Source organism: Aeromonas sp. FDAARGOS 1408, assembly GCF_019048665.1.
GTDB lineage: Bacteria > Pseudomonadota > Gammaproteobacteria > Enterobacterales > Aeromonadaceae > Aeromonas > Aeromonas dhakensis.
In genome coordinates, this window is sequence record NZ_CP077394.1 from 1574438 (window position 1) to 1586654 (window position 12217).

The 12217-nt window shown below is 61.8% G+C and carries 12 protein-coding genes; 9 read left to right on the forward strand and 3 right to left on the reverse strand.

The genetic code is table 11. The features are described from left to right. Positions 1-5: 5 nt before the first annotated feature. The 5 genes from I6L38_RS07395 to I6L38_RS07415 all read left to right on the forward strand — a co-directional run bounded on the left by I6L38_RS07395 (position 6) and on the right by I6L38_RS07415 (position 4817). A complete protein-coding gene (locus I6L38_RS07395) occupies positions 6-1235 on the forward strand; it encodes a methyltransferase (protein WP_201883135.1) in 1230 nt (409 codons plus the stop codon). Between the two features lie 316 nt (positions 1236-1551). Beyond that, positions 1552-3000 (forward strand): chitinase, encoded by a 1449-nt coding sequence (locus I6L38_RS07400; protein ID WP_201883137.1) that lies wholly within the window; start codon positions 1552-1554, stop codon positions 2998-3000. Between the two features lie 457 nt (positions 3001-3457). Next, positions 3458-3586 carry a glyoxalase gene (locus I6L38_RS07405; protein WP_216989341.1) on the forward strand — a complete coding sequence of 43 codons (129 nt, stop codon included), beginning with the start codon at positions 3458-3460 and terminating at the stop codon, positions 3584-3586. Positions 3587-3721: 135 nt separating this feature from the next. Then, positions 3722-4120, forward strand: coding sequence for a GFA family protein (locus I6L38_RS07410; RefSeq protein WP_017788011.1), 399 nt, complete (start codon positions 3722-3724; stop codon positions 4118-4120). A 49-nt stretch (positions 4121-4169) separates the two neighbouring features. Then, complete coding sequence (locus I6L38_RS07415) at positions 4170-4817, forward strand: histidine phosphatase family protein (RefSeq protein WP_216989342.1); 648 nt, start codon at positions 4170-4172, stop codon at positions 4815-4817. A gap of 29 nt (positions 4818-4846) precedes the next feature. Here the strand turns inward: I6L38_RS07415 and I6L38_RS07420 are convergent, their stop codons facing one another. After that, positions 4847-6142: a diguanylate cyclase gene (locus I6L38_RS07420; protein ID WP_017780146.1), complete on the reverse strand. Its 1296-nt coding sequence runs from the start codon at positions 6140-6142 to the stop codon at positions 4847-4849. A 210-nt stretch (positions 6143-6352) separates the two neighbouring features. On the opposite strand from I6L38_RS07420, the gene I6L38_RS07425 reads away from it, so the two are divergent. After that, complete coding sequence (locus tag I6L38_RS07425; RefSeq protein ID WP_065017657.1) at positions 6353-6763, forward strand: SRPBCC family protein; 411 nt, start codon at positions 6353-6355, stop codon at positions 6761-6763. 112 nt (positions 6764-6875) lie between these two features. Here the strand turns inward: I6L38_RS07425 and smrB are convergent, their stop codons facing one another. Next, the gene (smrB, locus tag I6L38_RS07430) at positions 6876-7400 is read right to left on the reverse strand and encodes an endonuclease SmrB (RefSeq protein WP_017764564.1); all 525 of its coding nucleotides are present in this window, start codon (positions 7398-7400) and stop codon (positions 6876-6878) included. A gap of 65 nt (positions 7401-7465) precedes the next feature. Between smrB and prmB the strand changes: the two genes are divergently transcribed. Together prmB and aroC are read left to right on the forward strand one after the other, a co-directional pair. Further along, entirely contained in the window at positions 7466-8401 is a 936-nt protein-coding gene (gene prmB, locus I6L38_RS07435; protein ID WP_005300587.1) for a 50S ribosomal protein L3 N(5)-glutamine methyltransferase, read from the forward strand. Positions 8402-8413: 12 nt separating this feature from the next. After that, the gene (gene aroC, locus I6L38_RS07440; RefSeq protein ID WP_010634057.1) at positions 8414-9502 is read left to right on the forward strand and encodes a chorismate synthase; all 1089 of its coding nucleotides are present in this window, start codon (positions 8414-8416) and stop codon (positions 9500-9502) included. A gap of 87 nt (positions 9503-9589) precedes the next feature. Here aroC and I6L38_RS07445 read toward each other — a convergent pair whose 3' ends face one another. Continuing rightward, entirely contained in the window at positions 9590-10411 is an 822-nt protein-coding gene (locus I6L38_RS07445) for an ABC transporter substrate-binding protein (protein ID WP_216989343.1), read from the reverse strand. Between the two features lie 324 nt (positions 10412-10735). On the opposite strand from I6L38_RS07445, the gene I6L38_RS07450 reads away from it, so the two are divergent. Continuing rightward, entirely contained in the window at positions 10736-12142 is a 1407-nt protein-coding gene (locus I6L38_RS07450; protein WP_216989344.1) for a DEAD/DEAH box helicase, read from the forward strand. Positions 12143-12217 lie beyond the last annotated feature (75 nt).

Sequence of the window (12217 nt, forward strand, 5' to 3'; positions counted from 1 at the left end):
CTAGAATGAGCCTCCATTTTGACGGCAGAACAGGGGCGCGCGTGCTGGCTCAACGTTTTCAACAACTGGATCGACTGCTGAGCGAAGCCCGGCACTGGTGGCAATACCAACCCTATCATCACCTTGACCTCGCCTTTGCCAAGACGGCGCCGGCGCTGGCTGAGCGGCTCAATGCCTTGTCGCTGGTCGAGATTGAGCGGCTCGATGGCGACATGCCAGCCCTGTGCGAGCTGCTGGCCCCCTGGATCCCGCAGGGCTCGGCGCTGCATGCCCTGAGCGCGTTGCCGACCCTGACGGGCGAGCCCATCCCGTGCGAGCGGACCATGGCGATGTACATGCCGGGGCGCAAGCAGGCCCAGATTGAAGCCTTCACCGCCTGCCTACCCGCCCATCGTGGCCCCTATCTGGAATGGTGTGCGGGCAAGGGCCACCTGGGGCGGCTGGTCTCCCTGCACCGTCAGGCCGAGGTGCTGAGCCTGGAGCTGCAGGCGCCCCTGTGCGAAGAGGGGCGCCTGCTGGCCGCCCGCGACGGTGCCCGGATGGCATTTGTCTGTGCAGATGCCTTCGCCGATGAGACCGCCCAGCTGATTGCACCGGCCCATCACGCCATGGCGCTGCACGCCTGCGGCGAGCTGCACACCCATCTGATTGAACAGGTGGCGGCGCGCGGTGCCGAGGGGGTGACCCTCTCCCCCTGCTGTTATCACCTGATCCGCACCAGCCACTACCGCCCGCTCTCCGGCCCGGCCAAGGCCAGTGCGCTGCAGCTTGCCAAGAGCGATCTGAAGCTGCCGTTGCAGGAGACGGTCACCGGCGGCGCCCGCATCGCTCGCCTGCGCGAGCAGGAGGTAGCCTGGCGGCTGGCCTTTGACTGCCTGCAGCGCCAGGTGCGCGGGGTAGATGAGTATCTGCCGGTGCCCAACATGCAAAAGAGCCTGCTGACCGGCACCTTCGAGGATTTCTGTGGCTGGGCGGCCGAGCGAAAGGGACTGTTGTTGCCGGCCGGCCTCGACTACGCCGGGTTTCTGGCAAAAGGGGAGGCGCGTTATGGCGATGTCGCCCGCATGGAGCTGGTGCGTCACCTGTTTCGCCGTCCGCTGGAGCTCTGGCTGGTGCTGGATCGCGCCCTCTTCCTGCAGGAGCAGGGCTACCGGGTGGAGGTGGGCGAGTTTTGCGACAAACCCATGACCCCCCGCAATATCCTGATCCGTGCGGTGCGAACGCCAGAAAAATAAGCGGCGGGCCCCGTCGTTGCGGGGTCTGTTGCAGCGGCTTGCTGTTTACCCTTCGAGGTCGCCGATTGGGGCGTTTGTTTCGTTGAAAGAGCGGCTTTATCGCTATTTTTTCATTTTTCTTCGGTTTATTTACATATATCAGGCCGCCGCGTCAAAACATCGGTTCACAATGCATTTTATGGCGGCCGACCGACAGAGTGAATTGGCTCACAGTTCCGATAACATTCTTAATTTTCATCGTGAATTTAGTGGCCAATAATATTACTCTCGAGGCGACTCTTATCCCGACGTTATTCTGACATAAGGACTGTCTGTTATGTTCAAGCCTACACATTGTGCCTGGCTGGTTGCGGCTGCCTGCGCATTGCCAAGTCATGCCATGAATATTCAACCCGACCCACAAAATGCCGGTGGATATGTGATCGCCGCACCGGATCTGGCCGCGGTTGAAAAAACCAAGACGGCCAATCCCATGTACGGGATTTGGGCAAAGGCGTTGGCGACCCGTTCCAATACCATTGTCGATGCCATCAAACCGAGGGCAGCGAGCAATCCGGATAACGTCAAACGGGTCGAGCGGGTATTCACCGAATCGGACTGGGATTATTTAACCCAGATGGCGGCGCCGGAATATACCTACGAGCGTTTCTTGCGGGCGGTCGGTAAATTCCCAGCTTTTTGCGGTGAATATACCGATGGTCGCGATGCCGATGCCATCTGCAAAAAATCCATCATCACCGCCTTTGCCCATTTTGCCCAGGAGACCGGTGGCCACATAGCCAAGGAGAATATCTCCGACAACCCGCTGGCACTGGAGGAGTGGCAACAGGCGCTGGTGCACGTGCGCGAGATGGGCTGGTCGGAGGGGCAGACCGGCTACACCACAGGCTGCGGCCAGAACGACTGGCAGAACAAGAAGTGGCCCTGCAGCACAGGGCAGGGTTATTTCGGCCGCGGCGCCAAGCAGCTCTCTTACCACTTCAACTACGGCGCCTTCTCCGAGGCGATGTTTGACGGCGATGCGTCCGTGCTGCTCAACAACCCAGGGCTGGTGGCGGACTCCTGGCTCAACCTCGCCTCCGCCATCTGGTTCTTCCTGACCCCGCAGGCTCCCAAGCCCGCCATGCTGCACGTGATTGACCGCACCTGGGTGCCCTCCCAGCGCGAGATCGCCGCCGGCATCGGCTACGGCTTTGGCACCACCATCAACGTCATCAACGGCGGCATCGAGTGCGGCGAGCAGAACAAGGACAAGGGTCAGCCGGTCAACCGCATCCGCTACTGGGAAGGGCTGGCCAAGCATTACGAGATCCCGCTCAAGGCCGACGAGAAGAACACCTGCTGGCAGCAGACTCCCTATGGCAGCCTCAACCTCAACGGCGCCACCGACGTGCTCTACACCAACTGGGACGGCAACTGGAAATACTACCCGGATCGGCCAGGTGGCTACTCGTTCGAGTGTGAGCTGGTGGGGTTCCAGACCGCCTACTCGGCGCTGGTGCCAGGAGATTACGAGAAGTGCGTGACCAACTTCTACGGCTCCCACGCCAACTGGCCCAAGGTGAGAGTGGTGGCCAAGCTGGATCCTGCGCCGGTTGACCCGACCGATCCCTCGGTGGGCGATGTACCTGCCTGGAGTGCCAGCAAGGTCTATACCGCAGGCAATCAGGTGAGCTACAAGGGGGCCATCTATCAGGCCAAGTGGTGGACCCAGGGCAATGAACCGGGCAAGGGGGATCCCTGGGTGCTGGTGCCGGCGAAATAAAGCAAAGCGGCCTGTATCAATTCGCTAGGCGGTTGATACATTTTTACAGCCCATTCGGGGGACATATTGTCCCCCTTGTTCCATATCCGATATGGAAAAATTGAGCTTGCATTTAATTTGGCAAGAGAGGGTGATACTCCGGCCCTTATCACTTATATGAGGGCCCAATGAGGGGGGGTAATAGCCGACAGCTGCCGATGCTGATGCAGTAAGTCAGTCATCTATATCGGACTGACTCAGTTTTTTATCTTGGGGAGCCGTCAGCTGAGATTTATTCAGTTTGGCATTGATGATGTGTTGCCTTATTGAAATGCCCCTTATTTAATCCATCAGGCATGCCTCACCCAGCCGATATTTTATCGGGCGATCACATGCAAGAGTTAAAAGGATTGGCCGCCATCCCGTCATAAGGCATCACTGCGTATGCGTAAATGAGTCAACATCAGGGAGCAACCCCATGTTCACTATTGCCGTGCATTTCGAAATCCCGCTGACAGAGGTTGGGGAGGGCATCAAGGTGGCCAAATTTCAGGACCCGGAAGGCAGCCGGATTGCATTAAGGAGCGCTGGCCGGCGGCTTTGTTAGTCATCTCGCAGCCGGTTTTGTGATGGGGATGGTGGCCGACGAGGGCGCAACATGGTACTCATCTGATCCGGCAGTGGCTGCAATGACTCGGTCAGGTCAGCGACGACAAGCGACAACAAGATGCAAGGAGCAGTGATGAAGGGACATTGTCTGTGTGGCGGGGTTGAGGTCTCGGCCGGCGATCATAAGGAGGTGGGGTTGTGCCACTGCAGCACCTGTCGGCGCTGGTCGGGCGGCCCGCTGTTTGCGGTGCACTGCGGCAAGGAGGTGCACTTTAGCGGACTCACCCCGGTGGCCTATCGCTCCTCGGAGTGGGCGGAGCGGGGCTTTTGTCCCACCTGCGGCACCCACCTTTTCTATCACCTGTTGCCGACGGATGAGTACATAGTGCCGGCCGGTCTGTTTCAAAACGAATCTTTCCAATTGGCGAGCCAGATCTTCATCGACGAGAAACCTGATTTCTACGAGCTGAAAAACGAGACACCTACCCTGACCGGTCAGCAGGTGTTCGAACAGTTTGCGCCCAAACCGTGAACGCGAAGGGAGGCCGCGAGCGCGGCTGGCAACATGAAAGGAACAGACCATGCAATTGGTAGTGATGCGCCACGGGCAAACCCCGGCCAATGCCGAGGAGCGCTATCAGGGGGCGCTGGATATCGGTCTGAGCGACACCGGCGTGGCCCAGATCAGCGCCCAGGCAAGGGCGCTAGCCTTGGCGCAGGCTCCGTTTCAGCGGCTGCTGAGCTCCCCCTTGCTGCGGGCACGGCAGAGCGCGGCCCTGGTGGCGGACGAGCTGGCGCTGCCGGTGACGCTCGCCCCCGCGTTTCGCGAGCGCCATGTCGGGGTGTTCGAGGGGCTGACCCAGCAAGAGGCGAGGGAGAGCTACCCTGCGCTGTGGGCCCGCAACATCACCCGGCGCTGGGCCGAGGCGCCGCCCGGCGGCGAATCGCTGGACGAAGTCATTGCCCGGGTCGGGCAGGGACTGACAGAACTGGCGCAGAGCGGCCATCAGGAGCGGGTGTTGCTGGTGGCGCACGGCGTGGTGGCCAAGGTGATCCGGGCGCTGACCGTGGCGGGATTTGACGACTTCTTCGAGTGGCAGCTGGCCAACGGGGCCGTGCTGGAGGTGTCGCTGGCATGTGACGACGCTGGCGGGCCGTTGAGTCTCTTTGCCCGGCCGGGCAGTGAACATGGTCTCGCTACCTTGAATGAAGGAAGGCGCCAGGCCTGATGATTGTCTATCAGGCTTGGCGTCGCCTATCAGGGGGAATCTGGCAGCGCCTTCCTTGAGCAGTTGCGCCCTTGTTTCTTGGCCAGATAGAGGGCGGTATCGGCCCGGCGCACCATGCGCTCCACCGTATCCTGCGGGCCCAGACTGGCACTGATGCCGACGCTGATGGTGAGCGGTACCTCGGTGCCTGCGCCCAGCTGATGCAGCTGCGACTCGACGGCGAGGCGGATCCGCTCCGCACTGGCCCAGGCCAGCTCCAGCGAGGTTTCCGGCAGCAGCACGATGAACTCCTCGCCGCCCCAGCGGCCCAGCATGTCCACCTCCCGCAGCTGTTTGGCAACCCGCTTGACCAGGCTGAGGATGGCCTGATCGCCCTGTTGATGGCCATAGGTGTCGTTGATCTGCTTGAAGTGATCGATGTCGATCAGCAGCAGGCTCATGGTGTGACTGAAACGCTGGCAGCGCTGCATCTCCAGCTTGACCAGTTCATCGAAGCGGCGTCGGTTGGCGATCCCGGTGAGGGGATCCGTGGTGGCCGCCACCTTGAGCTCCTCCACCAGCTTGGCCCGCTCCGAGATGTCCCGCAGGATGGCGGTCATCTCGGTGGTCTGACCCAGGTTGATCTTGGCGATGGTCACCTCCAGCGGAAATTCGCTGCCGTCGCGGCGCAGCCCCATCACGGAGGCGCGGGCGTGCATGGGGCGCGAGTTGATGGGGGAGTTGCTGAACGCCTTGAAATAGCCGTCGTGGTTGGCCCGAAAGCGCTGGGGCAGCAGGGTCTCCAGCCGCTTGCCGAGGTAGCTTTCGTCCACCCCGAACATCTCGCAGGCGGCGGTGTTGATAAGTTCGATGCGCGACTCGCTGCTGACGCTGATGATGCCGTCATAGGCGGAGTTGACCACCGCCTCGAAGCGCTTGCGGCTCATTTTGAGCGCCTCCTCCAGCTGTTTTTTGGCGGTGATGTCGATGGCGGTGACCATGATGCGGGTGATGCGGGACTGCTCGGGAATGATGGGGGAGATGACAAAGCGCCACCAGCTGGTGCGCGACAGGGTATCGATGGGCAGCTCGCTCTCAAGCCCCGTCTGCTGGCTCACACACTCGTGCATCGGCTGCTCTATGCTGCCGGTGATGTAGCGGGGAAACATCTCGCCCAGGCGCTTGCCGATGCAGCCCAGCACATCCAGCTCGAAAGCCTGGGCAAAGGTGTCGTTGGCGGAGATGAGGGTAAAGCGATCGTCCTTGTCGAGGGAAAACACCGCGACGGCGGCACCGATGGCATCGAGAGAGGACTTGATATCGGCGTGGGAACCCTGTGTGAACATGCAACCTCCATGGCGAATAACATATTGATATTCAGTATAGTGCGGCCGCTTTGATGCCCGGTTGACGGAGCCGGGCAGGGGCCGGCCACAGAGCGTCCGCTCTGGCAAACTGGCCGGTCGGCCCGGATTGGGCTTTACTTGCGGGCATCTACAAACGGCACCGGATCCGGCGCAGCGGTCTGGTCAGCGCAATGAAGCAGGGAGGGCGAGATGAAGATCAGCATCGAGGCTCATATCGAGCAGGAGATAGAGGCGGTCTGGTGGGCCTGGAACGATCCGGACTGCATTGCCAGGTGGAATGCGGCCTCCAGCGACTGGCACACCACCAGCAGCCGGGTCGATCTGGTGGTGGGTGGGCGTTTTTGCCATCACATGGCCGCCAAGGATGGCAGCGCCGGTTTTGATTTTACCGGTACCTTTACCCGGGTGGAGGCGCCGACCCGCCTCTCGTTCTTGATGGATGACGGGCGCGAGGTGGATGTGCGGTTTGCGAGCGAGGCGGGCGGCACCCGGGTGCAGGAGACCTTCGATGCCGAGTCGAGCCACACCCCGGCCCAGCAGCAGGCGGGCTGGCAGGGGATCCTCGATAACTTCAAGCGCTACGTGGAGGCGGCAGGCTAGGGGAGAGGTGCCAGTACCAATAAAAAACCACCACCAGACGTCGGTGGTTTTTTATTGCGCCTTGATTGCGGGGCTGATATCGCTGGCGTTGCCGGCGGGTGGTGCGAAGGCGTTACTCCTCGATATCCAGCAGCACCAGGATGGCGCTGTCACCGCCCCACTCGCGGGGGGCCTGATGGAACGCCTGCACATTGGGATGCTGGGCCAGCCAGCTCGGGATGCGCTGCTTGAGGATGTGTTTGCCGATGCCGTGCATCACCGAGGCGACGTGAATGTTCTCGCGTCGGCAGAGGGTCAGCAGGGCCGCCAGCTCCTGTTTGGCCTGCTGCTGGTTCATGCCGTGCAGGTCCAGGTAGATCTCCGGCGGATAGCTGCCGCGCTTGAGCTTTTTCAGCTCGAATTTCGACACATCTTCGCGCACGTAACGGGTCGGTCCATCCTCTTCCAGATGGGGCTGGTATTCATCGCTGAAATAGTGGTCAACCCCAAGGGATTCGCGGCTCTCACGCATTTCGCGTTTCTGCTTGACCGGGCGTAACTCGGCCCTTATGGTATCTTGCTTGATTTTCCGGGTACCTTTTATCGCATCGCGGAACAGCAGGGTTTCCTCGTCTGTCGGTGAGGGCGTTTTTTTCATCAGGTACTCGTCTTGCTCGCTGTATAGAATTCTCGGGCCGGATATTACTCGACTTGGAGGTGGATTTGGACAAGATATTTATCGATGAGGTGGTTGCCGAGATGCACACCATCCAGGACATGTTGCGCTGGGCCATGAGTCGTTTCAACGACGCCGGGATCTTCTACGGACATGGTACCGACAACGCCTGGGATGAGGCCGTGCAGCTGGTACTGCCCGCGCTACATCTGCCGCCGGACGTGGATCCGGCCATGCGCCACTCCCGCCTGACCACCAGCGAACGGCACCGTATCGCCGAGCTCATCATCCGCCGCGTGCAGGAGCGCATTCCCGCCCCCTACCTGACCAACAAGGCCTGGTATGCCGGTTGGGAGTTCTACGTGGACGAGCGGGTGCTCATTCCCCGCTCCCCCATCGCCGAGATGGTGGCCAACCGCTTCGCCCCCTTCCTGAAAGATGAACCGACCCGGATCATGGATCTCTGCACCGGCTCCGGCTGCATCGCCATCATCATGGCCCACGAGTTCCCGGAAGCGGAAGTGGATGCCATCGACATCAGCGTCGACGCCCTCAACGTGGCCGAGCGCAACATCAACGATCACGGACTGGAGCAGCAGGTCATTCCGATCCGCTCCGATCTGTTCCGCGATCTGCCGGTCGGCGACAAGTACGATCTCATCGTCTCCAACCCGCCCTACGTGGATTCCGAAGACATGTCGGATCTGCCGGACGAGTTTCGCCACGAACCCGAGCTGGCACTGGCCTCCGGCTCCGACGGCCTCAAGCTCACCAAGCGCCTGCTGGCCAATGCCGCCGATTTCCTGAAAGACGATGGCGTGCTGGTGGTCGAGGTGGGCAACAGCATGATCCATCTGGAAGCCCAGTTCCCTGACGTGCCCTTCACCTGGGTGGAGTTCGAGAACGGTGGTCACGGCGTGTTCGTGATGACCCGTGCCGAGCTGGTGCAGTACCAGGACCATTTCGCGATTTACAAGAGCTAAGCAGGAGCAAGCATGGCAGGGAACAGTTTCGGCCAACTCTTTCGGGTTACCACCTTCGGCGAGAGCCACGGCCTGGCGCTGGGCGCCGTGGTCGACGGCTGCCCGCCGGGGCTTGAGATAAGCGAGGCGGATCTGCAGGGGGATCTGGACCGGCGCAAGCCCGGCACCTCCCGCTACACCACGCCGCGCCGCGAGCCGGACGAGGTGAAGATCCTCTCCGGGGTGTTCGAGGGCAAGACCACAGGCACTTCCATCGGACTGCTCATCGAGAACACCGATCAGCGCTCCAAGGACTACTCCGACATCAAGGACTTGTTCCGTCCGGGCCACGCCGATTACACCTATCACCAGAAGTACGGCCAGCGCGACTATCGTGGCGGCGGTCGCTCCTCCGCCCGTGAAACCGCGATGCGGGTGGCGGCGGGGGCCATTGCCAAGAAGTACCTGAAACAGGTGCACGGCATCGAGATCACCGGCTTTCTCTCCCAGCTTGGTCCCATCAAGGCCGAAGCTTTCGACGCCGCGCAGATCGAGCAGAATCCCTTCTTCTTCCCCGATGCGGGCAAGCTGGAAGCGCTCGATCAATACATGCGCGATCTGAAGAAAGAGGGCAACAGTATCGGTGCCAAGGTACAGGTCATCGCCAGCAATGTGCCAGTGGGCCTGGGGGAGCCGGTGTTCGATCGTCTCGACGCCGACATCGCTCACGCCATGATGGGCATCAATGCGGTGAAAGGGGTGGAGATCGGTGACGGGTTTGCGGTGGTGGAACAAAAAGGCTCCGAGCATCGCGACGAGATGACCCCGGCCGGCTTTGCCAGCAACCATGCGGGCGGCATTCTGGGCGGCATCTCGTCGGGTCAGGATATCGTGGTGAGCATGGCGCTCAAACCGACCTCCAGCATCACGGTGCCGGGCAAAACGATCAATACCGAAGGCGAGGCCATCGAGATGATCACCAAGGGTCGCCACGATCCTTGCGTTGGCATTCGCGCCGTGCCCATCGCCGAGGCGATGCTGGCCTTGGTGTTGATGGATCACCTGCTGCGCCACCGTGCCCAGAACCAGGGTGTGCTGACGCATACTCCGCAGCTGCGCTGATCGGCCTGTTCACCACTCGGCTGATCGAGTGGCGCTACCGCAGACACAATGAAAAGGCGACCTCAGGGTCGCCTTTTTGATGGCCATTCACCCCCTCTTGGCGATTGGGCCGGGGGACATGTCGGCCGCCGGGTTGTCGAGCCGGCAGGTGGGCGGGGTGGGGTTGCCGCTTGCCGGCGGCAGGTTGGCGATCGCCGCATCGACCCGGGCCAGGGTGTCGTCATCGATGGTGCTGTTGGCAAACATCAGGCTGACCGGCTGGTGGTGGAGCAGCAGCTGGCAGTGGATAAAACCGTCGGCCCCCAGTTGCTGCAAGCGATAACGGGCGTATTGCCACTCGACGATGATGCCGTCGAGGCGGCGGGCCAGCAGCAGATCGATCAACCGATCGTCGCTGTTGTATTCACTCGCCTGTTTCAGGGCCGGGCAGGATGCCATCAGCTGGGTCGGCCGGGTGCCGCGCAGCTTGCCAAGGCGCAGCTGGCTTTGCTGGCAGAGCCCCTGCAGGCTCTGCACATCCTGCCAGGGCTCGCGCTGGCCCGGGATGGGATCGCTGCTCAGCAGAACGAAGGTGCTGCGCCGATAGGGGGCCGAGAAACGGGCGAAGGCGCGCCGCTCCGGTGTATCGAGCGCCCCCATGGCGAGATCGAGTTGCTGCTGCTCTATTAGATGAAGGGCCCGGGCCCAGGGCAGGTTGCGAAAGCGGGGCGTGAGCCCCGCCTGGGCCAGGATCTGGCGGGTCAGGCTCACGTCCAGCCCATCCAGCGTCCCCTGGGCATTGATGTAGCTGAACGGTGGCCAGTGGCCCCAGGCGACGGACAACCTGGGGTTGGCCTGCAGCGGCAGAGTGAGGGCAAGCATCAGCAGAAACAGCCAGTAGCGGCCGGCAGGCAGAAAATGAACACGCATGAATCTGAACCTCCTTGTTGCAGGATCGCCGCGGCGGCGTCGCCATGGTCTGGCATCAAGCATAGCCTGATTCGAATGAGTTCTTGAACGGCTTTTCTCGGCGGGACGGTGACCGGCTTTTGGCAAACATGCTGGGATGAACATCACATTTTTCTCGTTTCTCTTCAATAACTCCGTTAGACTGCGCCCCTATTCTTTCCCCTTTGCTCTGCTCCCCGGGGAAATCGTTGTGTTCTCAACAGGCCCGGATCTGGCGAGATGGCATCGGCTCAGCAGAGGAGCCCCATCACGGATCCCCGGCGCCCCTATCCCTAGCAGGTAACTATGAGTTTTACTTCCCTCGGTCTGGCCGAACCCTTGTTGCGTGCCGTTGCCGAGCAAGGCTACGACACCCCGTCCCCCATTCAGCAACAAGCGATCCCGGCGGTACTGGCTGGCCGTGATCTGATGGCGGCAGCCCAGACCGGGACCGGCAAGACCGCAGGTTTCACCCTGCCGATGCTGCAACGCTTGACCGAGAGCAAGCGCAAGGTCTCCCCGAATCGCATCCGTGCCCTGGTGCTGACCCCGACCCGCGAGCTGGCCGCCCAGGTGGGCGAGAGCGTGCGCAACTACGGCAAGCACCTGCCGATCCGCAGCCACGTGGTATTTGGCGGCGTGAGCATCAACCCACAGATGATGGCGACCCGCCGTGGTCTGGACGTGCTGGTGGCCTGCCCGGGCCGCCTGATGGATCTCTACAACCAGAACGCCGTCAAGTTTGACGAAGTGGAAATTCTGGTGCTGGACGAAGCGGACCGCATGCTCGACATGGGCTTTATCCGCGACATCCGCCGCATCCTGGCTTTGTTGCCGAAAAAGCGTCAGAACCTGCTCTTCTCCGCCACTTTCGCCGACGAAATTCGCGAGCTGGCCACTGGCCTCCTGGACAACCCGGCGGTGATCGAAGTGACCCCGCGCAACAGCACCGCCGAGCGCATCGAGCAGCTGGTGCACCCGTGCGACAAGGCCAACAAGATTGCCCTGCTGAGCCACCTCATCTCCAGCAACAACTGGCAGCAGGTGCTGGTGTTTACCCGCACCAAGCACATCGCCAACCGGGTTGCCGAGAAGCTTGAGAAAGACGGCATCAGCGCCGCCGCCATCCATGGCAACAAGAGCCAGGGGGCCCGTACTCGCGCCCTGTCCGGCTTCAAGGACGGCAGCGTGCGCGTCATGGTGGCGACCGACATCGCTGCCCGCGGCCTCGACATCGACAAGCTGCCCCAGGTAGTGAACTTCGAGCTGCCGAACGTGGCGGAAGATTACGTGCACCGTATCGGCCGTACCGGCCGTGCCGGCGCCGCCGGTCACGCCATCTCCCTGGTGGCGGCAGACGAGGGCAAGCTCATCAAGGCCATCGAGCGGCTGACCAAGCAGAGCATCCCCTGCGAGCAGGTGGCGGGCTTCGAAGCCTCCCGCGAGACGCTCGATAACATCGCCCGTGGTATCGGTGCGCCGCTGCGCAAAGAGCCGCGCGATCCGAGCGAGCAGCGCCGTGCGCCACGTCCGCAAGGTCAAGGCCAGCGTCAGGGAGCCGGTCGCTCCGGCAATGGCGCCGGTGGTAACGGTGGTGGCAATCGCCCTGGCAACGGCGGCAAGCCCAAGCCCCAGGGCGGTCAGCGTCCGGCCGATGGTGCCGGCAAACCGGCCCAGGCTCGTCGTCCGCGCCGTTCTACCCATAACCAGTAAGCGGTTAGGGAGCTTCTCTCCCACGCTCAACGGTTGAATAGAAAACCCTGCCAAGTTGGCGGGGTTTTTTGTGCC